General features: G+C 41.6%; 17 protein-coding genes. 2 read left to right on the top strand and 15 right to left on the bottom strand.

Annotated elements, in window-relative coordinates; translation table 11 throughout:
• The 6 genes from BM122_RS24270 to BM122_RS14655 form a co-directional block, all read right to left on the bottom strand.
• A partial coding sequence (locus tag BM122_RS24270) for a hypothetical protein (RefSeq protein WP_218152095.1) occupies positions 1-257 on the bottom strand: 257 nt, incomplete at its 3' end.
• Between the two features lie 172 nt (positions 258-429).
• Positions 430-1,656 carry a pyridoxal-dependent decarboxylase, exosortase A system-associated gene (locus tag BM122_RS14635; RefSeq protein WP_371264932.1) on the bottom strand — a complete coding sequence of 409 codons (1,227 nt, stop codon included), beginning with the start codon at positions 1,654-1,656 and terminating at the stop codon, positions 430-432.
• A 5-nt stretch (positions 1,657-1,661) separates the two neighbouring features.
• Positions 1,662-3,245: an acyl-CoA ligase (AMP-forming), exosortase A system-associated gene (locus BM122_RS14640; RefSeq protein WP_074906322.1), complete on the bottom strand. Its 1,584-nt coding sequence runs from the start codon at positions 3,243-3,245 to the stop codon at positions 1,662-1,664.
• 416 nt (positions 3,246-3,661) lie between these two features.
• The gene (gene prsR, locus BM122_RS14645; protein WP_074906324.1) at positions 3,662-5,020 is read right to left on the bottom strand and encodes a PEP-CTERM-box response regulator transcription factor; all 1,359 of its coding nucleotides are present in this window, start codon (positions 5,018-5,020) and stop codon (positions 3,662-3,664) included.
• A gap of 229 nt (positions 5,021-5,249) precedes the next feature.
• Positions 5,250-7,340 (bottom strand): XrtA/PEP-CTERM system histidine kinase PrsK, encoded by a 2,091-nt coding sequence (gene prsK / locus BM122_RS14650; protein ID WP_074906325.1) that lies wholly within the window; start codon positions 7,338-7,340, stop codon positions 5,250-5,252.
• Positions 7,341-7,361: 21 nt separating this feature from the next.
• A complete protein-coding gene (locus BM122_RS14655) occupies positions 7,362-8,762 on the bottom strand; it encodes a TIGR03013 family XrtA/PEP-CTERM system glycosyltransferase (RefSeq protein WP_074906327.1) in 1,401 nt (466 codons plus the stop codon).
• A gap of 974 nt (positions 8,763-9,736) precedes the next feature.
• On the opposite strand from BM122_RS14655, the gene dapF reads away from it, so the two are divergent.
• Both dapF and BM122_RS14665 read left to right on the top strand, forming a co-directional pair.
• Positions 9,737-10,585 (top strand): diaminopimelate epimerase, encoded by an 849-nt coding sequence (dapF, locus tag BM122_RS14660; protein WP_074906329.1) that lies wholly within the window; start codon positions 9,737-9,739, stop codon positions 10,583-10,585.
• Positions 10,586-10,824: 239 nt separating this feature from the next.
• Positions 10,825-12,531 carry an ABC transporter ATP-binding protein gene (locus BM122_RS14665; RefSeq protein WP_074906330.1) on the top strand — a complete coding sequence of 569 codons (1,707 nt, stop codon included), beginning with the start codon at positions 10,825-10,827 and terminating at the stop codon, positions 12,529-12,531.
• Positions 12,532-12,586: 55 nt separating this feature from the next.
• Here BM122_RS14665 and BM122_RS14670 read toward each other — a convergent pair whose 3' ends face one another.
• The 9 genes from BM122_RS14670 to BM122_RS14715 form a co-directional block, all read right to left on the bottom strand.
• Entirely contained in the window at positions 12,587-13,819 is a 1,233-nt protein-coding gene (locus tag BM122_RS14670; RefSeq protein ID WP_074906332.1) for a multifunctional CCA addition/repair protein, read from the bottom strand.
• A gap of 11 nt (positions 13,820-13,830) precedes the next feature.
• On the bottom strand, positions 13,831-15,711 hold the full coding sequence (locus BM122_RS14675) for a transglycosylase SLT domain-containing protein (protein WP_256212087.1): 1,881 nt from the start codon (positions 15,709-15,711) through the stop codon (positions 13,831-13,833).
• Between the two features lie 210 nt (positions 15,712-15,921).
• The gene (gdhA, locus tag BM122_RS14680; RefSeq protein ID WP_074906333.1) at positions 15,922-17,265 is read right to left on the bottom strand and encodes an NADP-specific glutamate dehydrogenase; all 1,344 of its coding nucleotides are present in this window, start codon (positions 17,263-17,265) and stop codon (positions 15,922-15,924) included.
• Between the two features lie 860 nt (positions 17,266-18,125).
• Positions 18,126-18,425 (bottom strand): DUF167 domain-containing protein, encoded by a 300-nt coding sequence (locus BM122_RS14690; RefSeq protein WP_074906337.1) that lies wholly within the window; start codon positions 18,423-18,425, stop codon positions 18,126-18,128.
• Entirely contained in the window at positions 18,425-18,997 is a 573-nt protein-coding gene (locus BM122_RS14695) for a YggT family protein (RefSeq protein ID WP_074906338.1), read from the bottom strand. The genes BM122_RS14690 and BM122_RS14695 overlap by 1 nt, the downstream gene beginning before the upstream one ends.
• A gap of 38 nt (positions 18,998-19,035) precedes the next feature.
• Positions 19,036-19,848, bottom strand: coding sequence for a pyrroline-5-carboxylate reductase (gene proC, locus BM122_RS14700; RefSeq protein ID WP_074906340.1), 813 nt, complete (start codon positions 19,846-19,848; stop codon positions 19,036-19,038).
• A gap of 114 nt (positions 19,849-19,962) precedes the next feature.
• On the bottom strand, positions 19,963-20,169 hold the full coding sequence (locus BM122_RS14705; RefSeq protein ID WP_074906355.1) for a DUF2905 domain-containing protein: 207 nt from the start codon (positions 20,167-20,169) through the stop codon (positions 19,963-19,965).
• A gap of 80 nt (positions 20,170-20,249) precedes the next feature.
• The gene (gene mutM, locus BM122_RS14710) at positions 20,250-21,065 is read right to left on the bottom strand and encodes a bifunctional DNA-formamidopyrimidine glycosylase/DNA-(apurinic or apyrimidinic site) lyase (RefSeq protein ID WP_074906341.1); all 816 of its coding nucleotides are present in this window, start codon (positions 21,063-21,065) and stop codon (positions 20,250-20,252) included.
• On the bottom strand, positions 21,065-21,928 hold the full coding sequence (locus BM122_RS14715) for a DUF4340 domain-containing protein (protein ID WP_074906343.1): 864 nt from the start codon (positions 21,926-21,928) through the stop codon (positions 21,065-21,067). The genes mutM and BM122_RS14715 overlap by 1 nt, the downstream gene beginning before the upstream one ends.
• Positions 21,929-21,930: the final 2 nt, after the last annotated feature.

Genomic DNA, 21,930 nt, shown 5'->3' on the forward strand with positions numbered 1-21,930 from the left:
TCCCTATGTTCCAATAATATTAATGAATAGGGATTCACCAAAACCGATTGCCAGGACAAGACAGTAAAGAGATAAGCGATCAGGCCCTTCTTGGGCCACAGGCAAAGGCGAGATGAAACCTCACCGCCAGATGTTGCCAAGTAGCCGACAGATCCGTGGAATGACACAAATGATGGTCGATCAGAGTGGGGGTCAGGAAACCAGGCAACCCTTACGGTACCAGAGCCCCATAATTGCTCATTCAATGATTGAGTCAAGCTATTATTGAAATCTGGTACACGTATTCTTACTATGCCCTTCTAAATGTCAAGTAGCAGTTTGTGTGCTCTTGATCTTGCCTGATGAGGCTGGAATTGGATTAACCCCACACAAGGCTGCAAAGCTCGCTTCGATTTCATATCGATAATGGCTAGTTACGGAAAATTTGGGCTACACTAACACTTCTAACGGCTCAGGGTGACTTAGGAAGGCTGTCGGGCTTGCTGTCAAGCCATACGCCCCGGACTGGAATACGACAATTAAGTCTCCAATATCTGCCTTAGACAATTCCATCTGATCTGCCAACAAATCAAGTGGAGTACAAAGTGGTCCCACTACGGAGGCCACTTCTGTTTCGGAAGATTCAACTTTGTTGCCAACAATGACAGGATAATTTTTACGTATGACTTGACCAAAATTTCCTGAAGCTGCGAGATGATGATGCAATCCGCCATCGGTCACTAAAAATACTCGACCTTTTGATAATTTTTTATCTAATACACGACATACATAAATACCTGCTTCCGCTACAATATAGCGTCCGAGTTCAATTACAAAGCGAATTCCAGGCAAATCCGGTTTTATTTCTGAAAATAAACGCTGCAAATTCTTTCCCACAGCAACAAGATCAAGTGGCTTTTCACCAGGAAAATAGGGAACCCCAAACCCCCCCCCCATATTCAATGTACGAATCGGAATAGGCGAAACTTGTACAAGTTGCAACCCTAGCTGCAACGTTTTATCATGAGCATCTTGGATAGCTCCTGCTTTAAGATTCTGTGATCCACAGAAAATATGCAATCCTTCTAAATCTAATCCTAGCTTGCTTATACGAGTAAGCATAGCAGGAACGCGTTCTACATCAATACCAAACTGTTTTGCTTCCCCGCCCATTTTCATTCCAGAGGATTTAAGCTCAAAATCTGGATTGACTCGAACAGCTACCGTAGGACAAATACCCATCTGTTCAGCTAGTGTCGTAATACGCTCCAATTCCCGCTCAGATTCCATGCTGATCACAATACCTGCGGCAATGGCGCAAGCAAGCTCATGCTCATTTTTTCCAGGGCCTGCAAAACTAATTCTGTCGGGAGGTATTCCTGTATCTAGCGCGACTTTCATTTCTCCGACAGAGGCTACATCCATACCATCAACCAGTCCAGCTAGATGCTGAACAACAGCAGGCATAGGATTAGCTTTCATCGCATAGTGAAGATGAATCTCTTCAGGCAGACAGTGACGCAGCAAATGGACACGCTCAGTAATCAGTTGTCGATCATAAGCATAAAAAGGAGTTTTACCCACTCGTTGGGTAAGTCGTACAAGAGAAATGCCTCCAACATGAAGGCAATTATTCTGCACTGGAAATTGCGTCATAGGAGCATGTTTCGGACGCATCACCGTCATATTTCTACCGACATAAAGATATCTAGAAATTCCTGAGCTATACTTTTACGATCAATCTTGTTATTTGGATTACGCAATAGGTGGCCTTGTCGTAGTTTTATTAAACTTGGCACCATGAAAGCGGGAAGATGGCGCTTGCAAGCTGATAGCAATGCCTCAGAATCCAAATTAACCCCTTCAAGCGGTACCACTACTACAATAATTCCCTGACCCAAAGTTGGATGCGGTACACCGATTGCCGCTGCTTCAGCAACACACTCTGTGGAATAAATAATTTCTTCGATTTCAGTAGGGCTTACCCGGTAGCCCGAAGTTTTGATCATGTCATCGCAACGACCTATAAAATATAAATAGCCCTCCTCATCCATACGGACTGTGTCACCCGACCATACAGCTATCTCCGGAATGGTCAAACCAGATTGTCGTGAAAGCGGCTTAAAACATTTTGCAGTCTTTTCAGCATCATTCCAGTAACCCATGGATACTAACGGTCCGCGATGTACTAGCTCCCCAGGCTCACCTGGGGCACATTGCGAACCATCCTCGCGCAGCACTAATACTTCCACATTGGGTATCGCCTTGCCAATAGAATTGGGGCGTTTGTCTACTTCCTCCGGTGGCAAAAAACTTGAACGAAATGCTTCTGTCAAACCATACATAAGAAATATACTCGTATTGGGAAGTGCGCAGCGAAGTTTATTAAGTGTAGCTCGGGGCATTGCCCCCCCCGAGTTAGTTATATAGCGTAGTGTTATCACCTTTTCCCATTTTAACTGAGCAAGTTGGATCCATAGTGAAGGAACAGCAGCAAGACCAGTGATGCTTTTTCGGATTACTTCATGGATAATATCGCGCGGCAATAAATAGTTCATCAGAACATTGGTTGCACCAACGTAAAAAGTAGTCGACAACTGACTCAAGCCGTAATCAAAACTAAGCGGTAATACTGATAGAATTCGATCATCTTGATTATTTTTTAGATATTGCGAAACACTTTTTGCCCCGGTGACCAAATTACGATGGGAAAGTACCACTCCTTTGGGCTTGCCTGTACTACCCGAGGTATACAAGATGGCAGCCATGTCACTATCAATACACCGATAAGGACGGGTTGATCTGGGTAGAGTCATGGCTTCTTGCCAGCTAATCATATGCACACCTGTAATTACTGGTAAATTCTCAGTTGATCCCACTACGATCACTGTATGAAGATCATGACATTCTGGCAAAACAGATATGAGCAAATTAAGCCGATCAACTGATGTGACCAATATTCTCACATTACAGTCTTTAAGGATATAAGCTACTTGCGCTGCTTTAAGCAACGGATTGATTGGCACAAAAACACCTCCCGCGGCGGAGGCAGCAAAGATGGCAATTACAGTTTCAAACCTTTTCTCAAGATAAATAGCAAGACGCTCTTCTCGCCCCAATCCCAAAGCCAGCAATGCATTTGCTGCAAGTTGGATCTCTTGTGCCAGGGCGGCATAATCCAATCTCTGCTGCTGATACACAAGCGCTTCAGTAGTTACACCATCATTTGCAGAATTAAAAACCAATTCATGAAAAAGATGCGGCATCGTGCATACTCTATTGGCTAAAGGATAGAAGCCTCAGGTTATGGCTCTAAGCTGGATTAATCGTTTATTCGAGCGCTAGCTTTATGATATCGCTTTAAGATCATTATCCGATTACAGAAGTTTCTGATTCTTGAGATATTCCCCAAACACCATCTGGAACATTACCATTTAGATATAACTAATACTCTCTTGCTCCCAAATGCTATCGTTGTAATGCTTAAGCAAATACCATACTTTAATACCCATGATAAGGTGTGTTACCTATCCTGCATGCTTCAATACTTATAAATATTTCCTTTCAAACAGGATATCATCCTTCGTCTAAAAGGAAGGGATTTACTGAGATGCTAGCTGGATTCCAAGATTTAAGAAGTAATAAGCAATTTACCCATTATCTTAAAATAGCATTCGCATACTCATTTGAGGCCATGACGATTCATTAGATCATATAAAGTTGGACGGCTAATACCGAGCAATTCAGCTGCCTTTGCAATATTACCGTCTACCTTCGCAAGCGCTCTAACCACGGCCTTACATTCTTCCCTTTCACGAACTTCACGTAAGTTCATCGGCTCGGACAAGATCTCTGATTCCTGAAGTCCCAGGTCATCCGGAGTAATTTGCGGTCCTTCAGCCATAATAACGACACGTTTTATACAATTTTCCATTTCACGAACATTACCTGGCCAATGGTATGCCTCAATCGCACTCAAAGCTTCCTGACTAAAACTCAGTGAATGGCGCCCCTCTTTTGCGCAAAACTTATTTTTGAAATGATGCGCAAGCAGTACTGCATCCCCCACTCGCTTGTGAAGAGGTGGAATTTTAATGGGAATCTCACTCAACCGATAAAACAAGTCCTCACGAAAACGACCCTCTCCAATCAACTTCCTAAGGTTTTGATGAGTTGCACTGACAACACGCACATCCACAGGAATTTCTTCCCGCCCTCCGATACGCTCAATCACCCTCTCCTGAAGAAAACGTAGTAATTTTGCCTGCAATGCTATCGGTAAATCTCCTACTTCATCAAGAAAGAAAGTTCCCCCTTGAGCTAACTCAATTTTACCTGGCGTTTGCTTAACTGCCCCGGTAAAAGCCCCTCTCTCGTAACCAAACAACTCGCTTTCAAGCAAAGCCTCAGGGATAGCAGCACAATTGACAGCTATGAAACGCCCTTGTTTACGTGAACTCATCTGATGAAGTGCTCTAGCCAAGACTTCTTTACCTGTGCCGCTTTCACCTAGTAACATAACTGTCGCATCTGAAGTCGCAACTTTTTCAACGTTACGACACATTTTGATCATGTCCGGATCGCGCGTAATAATTCCAGAAATTGGAGAATCCAGCTGAGAAAGTAGCAGATTGCGATTTTCACGTTGCAAGCCATATAAATAAGAGGCTCTATCAACAATTAAACTTAGCATCTTGGGATCAAAGGGCTTCTGATGAAAATCATACGCACCCAATTCAATTGCTTTCAAAGCATTTACACGGTTTTGATTACCTGTCAAAACGATTATTTTGGTATCTGGCGCAAGTGCAAGGATCTGTTTTAAGGTCGCTAATCCCTCAGAAGCACCGTCAGGATCTGGTGGCAAACCAAGATCCATAGTAACGACCGCAGGCTCATGCCGGCGAACTTGCGCAAGCGCGCTTTCACGATCTACTGCAACGAAAACTTCATAATTATCGAAACTCCAGCGCAATTGTTTCTGCAATCCAGGGTCATCTTCAATTACAAGTAATTTCTTCTGACTACTACCTGCTTTCATCTTTTTAAAAAACGCTTCGGTACAACTTACAAGAATATGTTACAAACATAAATTAAAAATCAGCAAATTATATTAATATTCAATTAATTAAATTACACTCCAGACAGGCTTTCACTAGTATCACCAAAAGCAATTTGCATGATATCAGATGGAATTTATAAATAGTTATCAAAAAGACTAAGAATGAGAAACCGGACTAGATTATAAAAGATAGAGAATATAGTTAATCTTAAGAAACAACCTTATTTTCTTGGTAATTTTTAGAAAGTGGCAAAAAAATTGAGAAAATTGTTCCTGCAGATTCTTTACTAACAACATCAAGTTGCCCTCCGAGCTCGTTAATATATTCTTTACTCTCAAAAACACCAATGCCCATACCTGCTGTTTTAGTAGACTCAAAAGGCTTAAAAAGCTTTTTCTGAATAAATTGTTCGCTCATGCCATGCCCATTATCTTCGATTTCTATCAGAGCAGAACTATCTTTTTTTAAGAGTCGAACCCAAACTTGACCATTCTTGGAAGTAGCTTCAATTGCATTCTGAATTAGATGGCTAATCACTCTCTCAAGACGAGAATAATCAGCCATTACCATTAAATTTGAATGAGTAATTTGAAGCGCAGGCTTGGGTATATGGAAAGATTTCCTCTCCATGATCTGTTGTAACAGTTGATCAAGAGAAAGAATTTCTAATTTTTCGGATTGATTTCCAGTGCTTAATTTTTCAAGTAATCGTTTCATTTTACTTACCGAAAAACTCACCGTTTCGATCATATCCTTCTGAAATTCGGGATTATCCTTATGTTTTTCAGCATTTGAAAGTAATAAAGACAATTGAAAAATCAGATTCTTGATATCATGCACGACAAAAGTTGACATACGATTGAAAGATTCAAATTGACGTGCGATGGAGAGTGCATTAGTAGCTTCGTATTGTGCCAAGTAGCTCGATGCCTGAGTACCCGCGACCCTCAATAAATCTCTAACCTCCCAATTTAAATTAATAGCACTCCGAGGTTCAATCAATACGATGAATCCCAGCAATTCTCGATGCAAAATTAATGGCACGATCAGTCGAGATCTTGGAATATCAGATAGCCAATTTGGTAGCACCAAGGATGAATATTTCCTTGGGTCAGAGTAGAACTCCTGTAAATCAATTACCCATGCCTTTTCTTCTAAGAACTTACAAAATTCATTGTCAGCTTCAATAGTTTTATTTTTTAGAAAAATGTTCCAACATCCTATCAATTGATATCTTCCATTTTCCTGCTTAAACCATAATCCGCCTGCAGGACTTTCCACAAGTTGTGCAAGCGCTTTGATTGCACGCGCTGTTAGCTCCAGCTCACCTTCTGAAAGAGTTCGTGTGAAACGCAACCATTCTTCACGGTAATCATAGTTAGAGCTATAAAAATGCTTGCTAATGAATACTTTAAGCCAGGCACGAGTGACATCAGAAAATAGTAAAACTATAAGAAGCAGAACAGCACCGAATAAAAAAGTTAGCTGTAAAATCCCCCCCCAAGCCCCACCGGAAAGCTTTAAGTAGTAACCGACAGCTGCCATTACAAGCAAATATATGGCTGCACTCAGTAAGGTAGTCGTATAGAACAAAATATGCCGTGAGATACAAATTCCTATAAACCACTTTGGATTACGGGCAACTGAGAGCGCGATCAAAGGAACAGTCAAAGCATCTACCCACCCTCGAGCAATCCATATGTCACTATTTATTTTTCTGAACAAAAGTGCATCACTAAATAAGTAAAAGTCATATACAAAAATACCTCCTATCCCCAGGCAGATAAATTTTATTCTCCAGCGTTGTTCAGACGACATGTTTCTGTAATATTGCTCAACGAGAACCATGCCAATTACGGCCATTATCACACCTATAAAAAAGGTGCTATAAGAAGCAGGTTGACCATGCGAGGTAAATCCGCCGTCATAATTCCCATTAAAAAAAATAGCCAGCATGAAAAATATAAGATAAAGCACTGCTATGGCGGCTACAGCAGGCCTTATTTTCAGAGGAATAGAATTTTCTTTCCTTTGCTGAAAAGGATTCAGTAACGCTATTAAAAATATAGACCAACCTGCATTGCGCAAAATTTCAAGAATTTCTACAAGAAAAGTTGGTGAAAAACCCCAGTATGATTGGCTTGCGATAGCAAAAGCCCAAAAAGCAGAAACTATACAAACAATTGCCAGCAGTGATCCATATAAGCGTCCGCGCCAATTCGTAAGCAAAAGGACAAATAAGAACAAATAAGCTACTGCTGCTGTAACATAGCTAGCCGCGGTGATTGTTGCCCACATATTAGAAGTAGTATTTGACTATCATCTATTACCTTTACCCAAAAGAACCACACCTACAGTCTCTATCAGTATAATGAGATCAAGAAATAAGCTCTGATTTTTTATGTAGTAGAGATCATATTGCAGCTTATCGATTGCGTCTTCTACCGAGAAGGCATAGGGATAATGTACTTGCGCCCATCCGGTTATCCCAGGCTTAATACTGTGCCTGACATTGTAATAAGGCACCTTCTCAATAAGCATATCAACGAAATAAGGCCATTCAGGGCGAGGTCCCACTAAACTCATTTCTCCTTTAAGCACATTCATAATCTGAGGAAGCTCATCTATCCTCAATCTCCGAATAATCTGCCCAATTTTAGTAACATGAGGATCATCTATTGCTGTCCATTGCGTTTGCCCACTTCTTTCCGCATCATTCCTCATACTGCGAAATTTAATTATCAGGAAATTCCTCCCCCCTTTTCCCACTCTTTCCTGTCGATAGAAAACAGGTCTACCATCTTCTATTAAAATGAAAATCACCGTTAATAACATGACTGGTAGTGTCACAAACAAAAGTAATAGACTTGCAAGCAAATCGAAAATACGCTTAATCGTGGTTCTAGAAAAACTTTGATCAAAACCACCACCAAATACTAACCAACTTGGATAAAGTGACTCCATACGAATTTGACCGCACTCACGTTCAAATAGATTGGCGATATCTGTTACCTTAATACCATGCATCTTACATTCCAATAACTCCTGAATAGGAAATCCCCCCCCTCTTCGTTCCTGTGTTGCAATGATTATCTCGTTAGCGTCATACTGATTAACCAGATATGGTAAAGAACTATGTGCTGGCAATACTACCGAAACAGGCACGTGTCGATCTTCGCCAAAAAATGGAATAAAACCCACAATATCTAGATTACGTAAAGTTGAGCTATTTTCTGTTAAACTCAAAAGCTCTCCTGCCATACTTCCTGTTCCAAGCACTATCGCGCGCGTCCGAAGAACTTCCAGATGATTAGGCCATCGGAAAAAGATCATGCGTGTTATAAGAATTAGTAATAATGCGAGTAATATCACTATCGTTAATAGCCCACGACCTAGGTATAGTTTCGGAAACAGATAAAAAATCAGGGCCATAATTGCAAAACCCATAGCTAATGATGGCATCAAACGCAATAATGTGGATTCAATATCCAGTCTTGAATCTTGTTGGTACATACCCATCATAGCCATACATGTAATCATTACAAAAATAAAAACAATGGCGCCTGGTAACTGAGAAAGTAGCAAATCAATAAAGGAAATCTTAAAATAATGAAAATGAATACTGCTCCCCAGAAAAAATACAGTCATTAGCAGACAAACCTCTATGCTAATAAGCAATATTGTGAATTTAGAAACGTAATGATTATAAATACGAATCAAAACACTTTTCCTAATTAAAATAGTTTAAGTAAAATAAGCTCAATATGCTTTCATCTTTCTGATTTCTCAGTATCATTTTAAATAAAAAATAATTAACTACTTCCCCAATGGGCGTATTTATTTGCATCCTTATTTCTAATGTTTGATCGCATCATTTGCAGAAATTTAGGCTATATAATTGTTCATTTGAAAAGATTGCATAAGTTTCAAATGATTAAGTATATAACTGCTACAATTTGCATAATCTGCAATTAATAAATAATACCTATCCTAACTCCTATCCTATCCATTAAATCCGGAATAACATGAACATTGATAACAAGGCACTGATCATCATTAAAATAAAAGCAGATGCAAGAAAATTAACAAATGAGCACACATTTTTTCGAAGGCTCCTAAATAAAGTGACACAGCTTAATTTATTCTCTTATCTGTAAGAAATCGCCTAATAAAACTGGATGTAAACATTACCATTCCCGAGAATATATAACGATTAAAAATAAGAAAATTTTAAAAAACCTCCCATCTTCTAGGAATGAGATTAATATTTATTTATACATCCGATACAAGATCATTATAAAAATACAAATCTTTATAATCACCTTACGGTGCCACATACAGGGCCGTAGAATTTCCTAATAATGATAAAGAAAAAGAAGACATTTTTTGTGGATTTTTGTGGATGAGAATAAATTGGCTTTGGAGGAGGACCATCATTTCCACCGAGTTAAACTGATACTCTTTTACTGAGCTACCTGGCCCCTTTAATCTATTTAATTAGAACACAATACAATTATGGTGGTCAATGCGCTACTGCATAAAGTCTAATGTTAGACATTTTGATTTTGCAGAAAAATTTGCCCTCCGCAAGTAAAGGCACATCAACTCAATAGTTCCGTGCAGCCTCTTGATCTAGACGAGGCAAAATTAAATTCGCCAAGTTTTTAAAATCACAATTAATGAATAAAAATTGTATGAAAATAAAATTTACCAAAATGCATGGGTTAGGTAATGATTTCGTGGTCCTCGATGGTATCAATCAAGCAATTTCACTTACTCCTGAAAATATTCGCTGGCTAGCTGACCGCCATTTTGGAATCGGCTGTGATCAGGTGTTAATAGTTGAAAAAGCAAAGAACAATGCGGATTTCTGCTACCGAATTTTTAATGCTGATGGCGGTGAAGTAGAGCAATGTGGGAATGGTGCACGTTGTTTTGTACGTTTTGTGTATGACCATGGTTTAACCAAAAAGAGGGAAATTTGTGTTGAAACAGCAAGCGGCTTAATCTTCCCCAGATTGGAAATAGATGGCGAGGTGACTGTCAATATGGGTATTCCTAAATTTGAACCTGCAGATATTCCCTTTTTAGCTGAAAAACATGATTTGATCTATACACTCGATATTAATGATAAACAAATAGAGATTAGTGTTGTTTCCATAGGCAATCCTCATGCCGTTCAGATTGTACCCGATATCGAAGATACCGCAGTATCGACAGATGGTAGACTGATAGAGTCACATCCCCGTTTTCCTCAACGTGTCAATGCAGGTTTCATGCAAATTATTGACCGCCATCATATTAAATTGCGAGTTTATGAGCGCGGAGCGGGCGAAACACTGGCCTGCGGCACAGGTGCCTGTGCCGCAGTGATCACAGGTATAGAACGTGGTCTACTGGCATCTAAAGTCAAAGTCAGTACCCACGGCGGTAATTTATGGGTACAGTGGGAAGGAAAAAATCAACCTGTATTTATGACGGGTCCTGCAGTCACTGTTTTTGAAGGAGTGATCGAACTACCTCCTAATGAGTATCGAAATTAGAAATGAATTACTAATATAAAATAATAACGTAAAATAGGTATAAGATTTTGAGTCCGCTATCAGCCGAGTTACATCTCAACTAAATAATAAAACGAAGCCCATAATTTTTCCACGGCATTCTATTACAAATAAAAAGCACCGCACGTTTAAGGTTATCGATATATCGATTGCAGCTGCATTTATTAGCATTATCAAACCTTCAGTCAATTAAAAATTAGGTAAAACAAAGAAATCAGTCTATGCGTACATTACTTACCTATATTACGGTTTTCCCGCGACGCAGCGCATTCGTACTGATTGCTCTATTATTAGCAGGAGTCGCTGAAGCTCTTAGCCTGACAGCGTTACTCCCCCTTCTTTCCGTCGCGGTGGGGGAAGCAGATGAGTCCAGTATAGGACGATTCATGGTTCAAAACCTACAACGTATCGGAATTGAACCTACTATTGATATTATTTTGATGATCATTGTTAGTGGCATGCTCATCAAGGGAATGATCCTGCTTCTCACGAACCGACAGGTAGGTTATACCGTTGCGCATGTCGCAACTGCACTGCGCCTAAATCTCATTAAAGCGTTACTTGCCAGTCGCTGGCAATATTATTTACGTCAGCCAGTTGGAGCACTGGCCAATTCAGTTGCTACAGAAGCTTATCGCGCGGCAAATGGCTTCGAGCATAGCGTCGATGTGCTTGCGTTATCCATTGTGGTCCTTGTGCACATTATTGTTGCACTATTCATTTCCTGGCAGGCAACCATTGGTTCTCTCCTTATTGGGATCATTCTGTTTTTCGTACTCAATCGGTTGGTACGTGCAACCAGACGGGCAGGAACAAAGCAAACCCACTTACTGCGCCATTTATTGAGCTATTTATCAGACGTGTTAAGTTCAGTGAAATCCTTAAAGGCAATGGCACGAGACAATGTAGCTGATGCCATTTTGCATGATCAATCCTGTCAATTAGAAAAAGCCACCCGCAAAGAAGTCATCAGTAGAGCTGCACTACTTGCATTACAAGAACCCATACTCGCAACACTAACAGCAAGCGGCTTATACCTTGCTTTGGTCGTTTGGAATCTTTCCCTGCCAGAAGTAATGGTTATGGTTTTTTTGTTAACCCGGATCCTTGGGGTTCTTAACAAAATACAACGCCGCTACCAACAACTGGCAGTTCAGGAAAGCGCTTATTGGGCGCTACGTACAGCATTTGACGAAGCCCAGGCAGCAGCTGAAAGAACAACTGGTACTTTAGCACCTACTCTTCAGCAAGGTATCAGCCTTCGTCATATTGCCTTTGATTATGACCGGAAGTCTATTTTCAATGACCTCAATATTGACATACCCATTAAAACCTTTACTGCAGTAATCGGTTCTTCTGGTGTGGGTAAAAGTACTTTGCTCGACCTGCTATGCGGGCTTGCAGAACCTAAGTCCGGCGAAATTCTCATTGATGGTGTTGCATTACATAATATTGAGCTGCGGCAATGGCGACATTTAATCGGATACGTATCTCAGGATACAGTACTACTTCATGACACGATACTCAACAATGTACTCGTAGGCGCATCTGCACTTAATTCTGCTGATGCGGAACGGGCGCTACAACAGGCTGGCGCATGGGATTTTGTCAACTCCTTCCCAGAAGGTTTACAGACGGTTGTTGGTGAACGAGGGGGTATGCTTTCTGGCGGACAACGTCAGCGTATCGCGATTGCTCGAGCACTGGCTCATCAACCCCTCCTGCTACTATTAGATGAGCCAACCAGTGCGCTTGACCCAGAAAGTGAAAAAACAATTTGCGAAACACTGCAAAGACTAGCGCGAGATTACACGATCATCGCAGTATCACATCAACCGGCAGTCATCAATGCTGCTGATCGTGTTTTTATTCTTTCCAATGGCCAAGCAGAGCTATTAACCCATACACAAAATAAAAACACTCACTAGTGTGGAATGATTAAACCAGCGCAATACTATATTTCTAATTGATTTAGAAATATAATTAGCTAAAACAGTTCGTTATCTCGGCAATCCGTGCCTCACGCACCCTAGCATTGATCAACTTAGGCAAATCAGCTGGATCCACATCGCTTCGCTTGAGTTCAGCAGCAATGGCACCTGCATCAACATTCCTAGCGGCGGTAAATGCTTTAATTAATCGTTCAAATTGCGGATAGGGCTTACCAGCATAGCCTGGGCGACCGTGAAAATCACAAGCGCAGGCCTCGAGAAATGCTTGGAAACGATTGGGTTTACGGTACGCATCCGTTACCTGCAACATATCGGCAATCGTTGCAGAACGTAGCTCCTCAGCACGGTGCACATCCCCATGGAAGCGAGCCACAAGAAGTGCTAAATCACGTTCTTCCTTCGGAATTCTAATACGTTCACTCAGATCTTTTACCAATGCTACGCTACGCATTTCGTGTCCAATATGTCGCGGCCACTCATCTGGAGGTGTTGTTCCCTTGCCAAGATCGTGAGTAAGCGCAGCAAAACGAACAGTCAATGAATACTGGCGTGATGCTGCATAATCAATAGCCATCATGACATGCACACCGGTATCAACCTCTGGATGAGACTGTGCTGGCTGCGGAACACCAAATAACGCATCAACCTCAGGAATAATGCGCGACAACGCACTGCATTCGCGCAGAGCATAAAACATCCGGGAAGGATGATGCTCCATCAATCCACGCGCAATTTCCTGCCATACCCGCTCTGGCACCAGTGCTTCAGTTTCTCCGTTATGCACCATCTCTCTCATTAAATCCAGCGTCTCAGGGGCAATATGAAAACCAAAGCGTGCAGCAAACCGGGCAACGCGCAGTACCCGGACCGGATCTTCCACAAAAGCTGGACTGATATGACGTAGTATACCTGCTTCAAGATCAGCAATCCCATTAAATGGATCAATAATGTTTCCATTTTGATCCTTAGCTATAGCATTAATCGTCAGATCACGCCGGGCTAAATCTTCTTGTAATGTCACCTCTGGGAAGGCAAAGACCTCGAATCCCTTATAGCCACGCGAAACCTTTCGTTCAGTACGTGCTAATGCATACTGCTCTTGAGTCTGAGGATGAAGAAAAACTGGAAAATCTTTACCAACAGGGCGAAAGCCATGCTGAACCATTTCTTCCGGATTAGAACCCACAACAACATAATCATGATCTTTTACCGGCAACCCCAGCAATTCATCACGTACTGAACCACCTACTCGATAAATCTTCATGAAAAGAACGATTATTGCTTAGGGGAAACAGTTCCCAAGCGTTGTGATAATCTGAGTATAGGTTGGTGGCCAAAGTTACTTGCATAATACATTGAATTATTTAAGACTACTTTGACATAATCACGCGTTTCGTTGAAAGGAATAGTCTCAGCATAAATTGCTCCTTCCAATGGCCTTATATCATCTCTCCACTGTTTAGCCCGACTTGGTCCAGCGTTATAAGCAGCCGCAGCCAATAATGGCTGATTATCAAATATGGTCAATACATGCTTCAAATAATAAGTCCCTAATCGAAGATTGGTATTGATATCAGTAACAAGATGATTATGGAAATTCTGCATACCTAATTTTTCTGCAACCCATTTTGCAGTGGCCGGCATTAACTGCATTAAACCCATAGCGCCAGCGGTTGATTTAACATCAGAAAGAAAGCGGCTTTCCTGGCGGATAAGACCATATACAAATGCTTCATCAAGCTCCTGATAGCGCAATACTTCTCTCATCTGATCACGGTAGGGTGCAAGGTAACGCAAATTGAAGTTATGCTGCGATACAGTCTTGATAGCTGTATTGATCGCACGATCATATAATCCATGGCGATAGGCTACCTCTGCAGCAGCCAACAATTGTGCGTCATTAAAATTACGGATTGTCCAAGTCCACTCACGATGTGCTTCTATGCGCAGATTGAGCTGGTATAGCGCAAGTGCACGCTGAATTCCGGGCATCCGCTGCATATCACTGATTTCTTGCATGCCAGGTTGATAATTAGTAGCTGGTTCACTAAGCATAACCCCCAGCTCTTCTTTTGCCATCTGCCCATAATAGCTGTGCTCCTGGCTAAGCGGTGCAAGAATTTCATTAGCCGCGACAAGTTCGCCTTTACTTTTTAACGCTCGTGCCTTCCAGTAACGCCATACATCAGTTTGCTGCATAGCAGAAGGCATGCTCTCTATACATTGCATCACGAGATCCCACTTTCCCTCTCGCAGTGCAACCCGAGCTTTCCAGGCAAGCTTAGCCTCGTTAAGGGGATAGGTCTGCTTGCTGTTTTCAGCATCCAAAAACCAACCCAGGGTCCGGGGATCTTGCCTAAGGGCTGCCCGGTATGCCAGAGTACTCAAAAAATAGGATCGATCAGATTCTGGAAACTGCTTGTGTATATTGTGCCAGCGCGCATAAGCTTGATTCGTCCCGCTACGCAGTAGCTGAGAGAGCGCAAACAATGCAATTTCGCGATCAGCCCGGGATCTAAAGTCATGCTGATATTTTTCCAGATAACGCTGTGGATCTTTCGCTGCTTCCTTGAGTTTCTGCTCATTAAGTATTTGGTTACTTGGTAAATAGCCGCTAATATGCCTCGCTACCCCGGTATTCCCTGCCTCAAGCGCTAGTCTGATTCGAGACCAAATATCTTCCGATGATATTTGCCCTGAAGCAACCAATATGTTGAATACGGGAGTACAGCTATCAGGCATATCACGCTCAGTCAACCAAAGCAATCGGGCTTCACCTGCTACCTCTCTATCTCTCACAGCTAGACCTAGACGCTGCTGCAGAGAATAGCAGATAAGATCCTCATCTTTATTACTCACATTTGGATATTCTTCTGCAAATAATGCCCATTGTTGCTTTTTTGCAAGGATTCTTAACCAGTCTCCACGCAATCTATCTGCAACAAGGCTATCTTGGTAACGAGCAAGAAAAGCCCTAATAGTATTAATATCAGCTGTTCCCAAATACAAACGTAATTGATAGTATTCCACATACGGTGCAAGCACATAATTTTGCAAGTTTCTTGCGTAAAATGCCACACGAACAGCATCTCCCGTCCTAAAAGCCTCTCGTATCGCCAAAAAATCTTCCCCTTGGCCAGCTACAAGCGAATTCATGTAACAGATCAGAACTAAACTGAATAAAAATTTTCTCATGCCAGAATTATTAAATTTAATCCAAAATACAAGAGAGTAAAAATCATAGGAAACCACAAGTCTTATCTGTTAGCTCTGGATTATCGCTCTACCTCATTGCGATAACCCACAGATTAAAAACAACAAAGCTTTATTGCAAGAAGATAATCCATTTCCCATTACCTCATTATTTTAAATGACGCCTTGTGCCAGCATAGCATCAGCCACTTTAACGAAACCAGCCACATTGGCCCCATCAACATAATTGATACGACCATCTTCCTGCTCGCCATATTGCAAACATGCAGCGTGGATAGCTCTCATAATTTCCTGTAAACGTGCATCGACTTCTTCATGCGTCCAGAAAAGTCGCATCGCTTGTTGGCTCATTTCCAAACCCGATGTGGCTACCCCGCCTGCGTTGCTAGCTTTACCTGGCGCAAACAGAACTTTAGCATGTTCAAAACGTTTCACAGCCCCAGCGGTACAAGGCATATTTGCACCTTCTGCCACACAGATCACACCATTTTTAATCAAGTATGACGCATCGTCTTCACTAATTTCATTCTGTGTCGCACATGGTAAAGCAACATCTACGGGCACATGCCATGGTTTCTCTCCTGGAAGAAAGCTAGCTCCTGTTCTTTGGGCATACTCACTCACCCGACCATAAAGATTATTTTTCACATCTGACAATATTGCGAGTTTTTCAGGTGTGAATCCTGCTTCATCAACCACTGTTCCACTTGAATCCGAAATAGTCACTACTTTTGCACCAAAGGCTATTGCTTTTTCTATTGCATATTGCGCTACATTACCTGACCCTGATACGGCAACGCGAAGACCATCTAATGATTGACCGACATATCGAAGCATTTCATCAACAAAATAAACTGTACCATAACCTGTAGCCTCAGGACGAACCAATGAACCACCAAAACTGATACCTTTCCCAGTAAACACGCAATCTGAGCGATTAGTTAATTTTTTAACCATACCCGCCATATAACCCACTTCTCGGCCACCTACACCGATATCACCCGCAGGAACATCTGTATCAGCACCAATGTGACGGAATAGTTCGCTTACAAAAGCCTGACAGAAACGCATGATTTCACCGGGGCTTCTTCCTTTAGGATCGAAATCTGAACCCCCTTTACCGCCTCCCATAGGTAAAGTTGTCAAAGCATTCTTAAACGTTTGTTCAAATGCTAAAAACTTGAGAATGGAAAGATTGACTGAAGGATGAAAACGAATTCCCCCTTTATATGGGCCAATCGCTGAGTTATGTTGTATACGGTACCCACGATTAACTTTTACTTCACCGCTATCATCAACCCAGCAAACACGGAAGATAATGATGCGTTCTGGCTCAACAATTCTATCCAGTAAGCCATGCTCAGCATAGCGCGGATTACGGGTAATAAAAGGCCATAAACTTTCAATAACCTCAGTAACAGCTTGCATATACTCTACTTGGCCAGGGTTACGTTCAGAAACATAATTCCTGAACTCATCAATATTCTTATACTTCATCCTGCATTTTCTCCTCTAAAATTAAATAAATGACTATTCCAGTTTTACACATTCTGCCATCAATCTACATATTTCACTGAATTTTTATTCGATTGCAAATTATTTTTATACCTGAAGAAAACGATATGCTGTTTACTTGCTAGCAAAGTACAATTTAGCCCATCCAATAATATAAATAAATATGAATGGCATACGAACAATTTTTTTCACTTAACTATAAATACTAAGCAAAAAGCAAGCTTATAGAAATTTTTTGTAGAAAAAAGATAGAGGATACAGGATGCAGTGTGCATAATTACATCATACTGACTTCTTGCAAAAGAAGCCGCCCAGGCTTTTACTATTATTCGAGCATTTCCAATTGCAACTACATAGTTTGCACGTCATAACGAGGTGCGGCATTCATCCAGTGCTAGATAAACCCTGATTCATTTTTAACCAATTGAGAAATCCCGCCCTCTCATCCTGGGTAGATGTTAATCAACCGTTTTATTGATCCCATCGATAAATATTTTACGTGCAGCAAGACTTGCTTTTCTGGTTCCGCTATATTCATAGCTGTCAACCAGATGACCAATGCTATATGGTCATGCAACCAATCAAACTTTATTCTGCCGGATGGCCTGTGCTATTATCATCCACTCGAAGTATTGATCAAATCGCAATCAGACGGCGATAATCTGTAACCTGCTCTGTATCAAAGTTCTCATCACGATGGATACGTGCATCCGACCATACGGGACCAGCGTCACTTTTAACTGGAAAAATCGAGACAAATCCATGCTGCACTAGTATCCCATCGCGATAGGGAGATTGAGGTTTGCTCCAATTATGCCAGCATCAGCGGCAACAAAGACAACTTATTCTAAACAATCATCAGTTGAAAGTACTTGCGGACCAAGAGAAGGTTGATAGATTTCGACTATCTTGTAGCGGGACTGCGCTCCCTGCTTGATGGAGACCTGCCGTAATGAGACCTGAAAACGTTCTGCAAGAAATTTTAATAGCGCTTTATTCGCCTTACCTTCAACAGGTGGAGCAGAAAGTTTTATTTTAAGCGCATTACCGTGCAATCCTACCAATTCGGTATGCTTTGCGCCTGGCTGGATATAAAGCGCTAAAATAAGATTGCTATTGCTATCGTATTGATACCAGCTCATCAGAACATGACTGAAATTCCCTGTTGCACCTTTTCCACAATCATCAACAGCAACTGCAACAAGATAATAGCGAATAAGGGCGATAGATCAACATTAGCGATAGGCGGGATATAACGTTGAAAAATGCTCAGAATAGGTCGTGTGAAACCGTCAAGGATGGGTGCCAATGGGCTGTAAGGATTAATCCAGGAAAGCACTGCTTGTACAATCAGCATAATCATCAGAATGTATAACGTCATTCTAACAAGCTCAATCAATGCTAGCAGCCCCAATCCTATGAATACGCTTATAGGGGATGAATCGAGCCCATAACCTTTTAAAATATTTACTCCCGCGAGAATAATAAATTGTGTCAACCAGGCCAGCACTAATGTGGAAAGATCAAAACCCCTCCAAGCAGGAATTATCCGGCGCACCGGTAGAACAATAAAATTGGTAACGGCAACAAGAAATTTCGATAATGGATTATAGTAAGGAGTACGCAGCAATTGCATATAAAAACGTAGCAGTAGCGCAAGGGAAAAAAGGCCAAGTACAGTATCTAAAAGAAATATTAGTATTTGATTGGTCATCACATGGTCCCTGAGATTTTGATACTAAAAGTTTAAAGCTATATGCTACCTAATTCATCACCCATTTGTTGAGCACGCTTGAAAGCCACATGAACTGCACGCACAATTGCATTTTTAATATCATCCTGCTCCATCTTTAGTAGTGCCTGCTCAGTCGTACCACCTTTCGAAGTTACTCGTGATCGTAAGATGTTAACATCTTCTTCACTTTGACCTGCAAGTTGCACGGCGCCTAAAAAAGTCTGCAAAGTCAGCTGCCTTGCTTGTTCGACACTCAAACCCAATTCCACTCCAGCCTGCAGCATTGCTTCAATAAAATAGAAAACATAAGCAGGACCGCTACCTGAGATAGCAGTCACCGCGTCCAAAAGCGTTTCCTGTTCCACCCACAATACCAATCCCACCGCGTTAAGAATGGAGGTGGCATTTTCCTTCTGCTGATTAGTCACAGTCGGTAATGCATATAAACCTGTGACTCCAGCACGAATTAAGGAGGGAGTATTAGGCATGGCCCGTACTATATAGTCATAGCCTCCTAGCCACCGAGATAAATCTGACGTACGAATGCCAGCTGCGATAGAAATAACCAACTGACCAGCGAGCAAGGGAGCCAGTTGCTTCGCTACAGGAAAAAGCTGCTGTGGCTTAACGGCTAAAATGATAGCATCGCGATCGGTAACACTTGCTCCAAGCTCAATCCCAGTTGCTACTCCAAATTGATGTTTGATTTTTTCCCGATTTTCTGTATTTATTTCTACCACATGTATTTGTGCTCTAGGATAGCCTTGCTGCAATAATCCGCTAATCAAGGCACTCGCCATATTACCACCGCCAACAAACGTAATATTCATGTTATTCCCAAACTCATTTTTTCTAAGCAACTACTCGCATTTAGCTAGTTTTAATTAATCATCGCCAATGACATTTTCAGGTTGTATTTAGTTGCTTTGGCTTAGGCAACTGTCTTAGCGCTTAAATATGTTTATGATTATCGTGAGCACGATACTCACGATAATCATGGAAGTAATGGGTATAAAAACCTTTATTCGCTCTGTTTCTATCCTGATATCGCCAGGCAATTTACCAAACCAGCTTAATAGCCAAGGAGCTACATGCAATATTGCACCCAGAATAAGCAGTATTGCACCAGCAATCATGATCCATTGTGCCATAAAATCCATATTCAAAAGTAATGTTCATATTAGAAAGGTTTGAATAGTTTGTTGGCAGACCTAATAGATAAGCGACAAACTCATTTTTGACATTCTGGACAATAAAAACTTGAACGCTGTCCTTGCTTAATCTGTTTAATCATACTGCCACATATTCGGCATGGCTGATTTGCCCGGCCATATACCCAATATTGCAGCTGGAAATAGCCCGGACTCCCATCGCATTTGACAAAATCTCTTAAACTGCTGCCGCCAGCTTCTATTGCTCCATTAAGAATTATCTTGATGGAGCAAACCAATTTCTCATATTGACTCAGACCAATTTTACCGGCCATCGTTCTGGGATGTAAACCGGCGCGAAATAATGCCTCATTAGCATAAATATTACCTATACCCACCACAATCCGATTGTTCATCAGTACTTCCTTAATACTGCTGATACGATCCCGTGTCATCTCATATAAGCTTTTCCCATCAAAAGATGGACACAACGGCTCCTCACCGAGCTGTGCCAGCAATGGATGTTGCATGACATCTCCTGTACTCCACAAAATTGCTCCAAAACGACGAGGATCTCTGAAGCGAAGAATGACACCATTGGCAAGTTCCAGGTCAAAATGATCATGCTTTTGCGGTGAAACTCGAACAAATAGCAAACGCAAACTTCCAGACATGCCCAAATGTACAATCAACGTCCCTTTGCTGCAAATGAACAGGAGATATTTTGCACGCCGGACTATTGCGGTTATTTTCTGTCCTACCAGAACCTCTTCAAGATTACTCTGAATCGGCCACCGCAGGCGAGGATTCCTAACTATCGCATGCACAATATGCTGATTTAACAAATACGGCTTAATGCCTTGCCGCGTGACTTCGACTTCGGGTAATTCAGGCATTATTCCGCAAAGACCGCTTGCTCCTTATGAATCGAAAAAGGATCCAGCAATCGTTTACCGATACTACTTGGAAAATGGTAACGTATGCCTTCGTCCTCACGCAATAAAATTAGCTCAGATTCATTCTGCTCAGCACTTAATTTAATCTTTCTTCCATCTCGTAGCATAATACTGATTTCTTCTCCATCCGTATCTGCTTTACCAGAATCCAGTGTCAGATAGGTGGCATGAACCAATTGCCAGTTCTGAACCCATTGATTCAACTCATCCTGACTTAAGGTGTGCTCCTCATGCTGCGAATTCACTTGCCAGTGTTCCCCATGCTTCAAATGAATATGCGCCAATTCAAACTCAACTGGAATCTCATCTTCCGAAAACACTCTCGAATCTAGCAGATCGGTGGGCAATACTGGCAACGTAGCTGCGTAGCGGGGTGAAATCAGAAATACCTGCTGCTTTGTTGCCAGATATTGCTCGCCGGTAATAGGCGCCAGATCACCAAAACTGAACAATTCTTGATCGACTTGCAGTTCAAGAACGGGTGATGCTAGACCATAGCGACTCAGATTTACTGGTGATAAAAGATACTGGCTTGTTGCAGATAGAATTTCGAGGATACGTTCAACTTTTATGCCATTTACTCTGCCTTGCATAGGTTTTCTCATCTGCCAGCGATTATCAGACCGACTCAATTCAATCAAGGCGTCTTGTCTAGTGATACGGATATACTGCACTGTTTCTGCAGAGAGCGATGAAATTTTATAGGGCACCTCTTCCTGTAACGAAGGCTTGATGTAGAGGAATGCTGCAAGCGCAATGACTGTGACAAACATAATCAGATTAAGCCAGGAATGGGAATGCATAG

The organism is Nitrosomonas communis, assembly GCF_900114745.1.
GTDB classification, from domain to species: domain Bacteria; phylum Pseudomonadota; class Gammaproteobacteria; order Burkholderiales; family Nitrosomonadaceae; genus Nitrosomonas; species Nitrosomonas communis_A.